The following is a 270-nucleotide window of genomic DNA, read 5'->3' as shown; positions in this document are numbered from 1 at the left end:
CTTAGATTGAAGGTACGCTATATGTCCACTGACGAAGGCTACATTCCGTTCTCGCAGAGGAACGGCTTTTCGCCAATCCCACCGCAACTTGAGCTTGATGAAGTTTCTGAAAAGCAGCGGACACTATTGAATTACGCATGGGATCGTGAAGTAGATCGCAGACAGCACAATCAGGCCTTTCAACTTGTAGATTCCACTATGCAAAAACTGGCAAAAGACGCCTTTGTTTTGCATATGCGCATTCCCCCAGCCAAGTTTCGTGCCGGAAAA

At 47.0% G+C, this 270-nt stretch carries 1 protein-coding gene; it reads left to right on the top strand.

The genetic code is table 11. The features are described 5' to 3' along the window. Window positions 1-21: 21 nt before the first annotated feature. Window positions 22-270, top strand: a 249-nt coding sequence (locus Q5L94_RS13725; RefSeq protein ID WP_317498912.1) for a hypothetical protein, incomplete at its 3' end; no start/stop codon positions are given.

The organism is Idiomarina sp. Sol25 (genome assembly GCF_033052775.1).
Classification (GTDB): domain Bacteria; phylum Pseudomonadota; class Gammaproteobacteria; order Enterobacterales; family Alteromonadaceae; genus Idiomarina.
The sequence above is the reverse complement of the archived record's forward strand: the minus strand, read 5'-3'. Positions and strand labels throughout refer to the sequence as shown.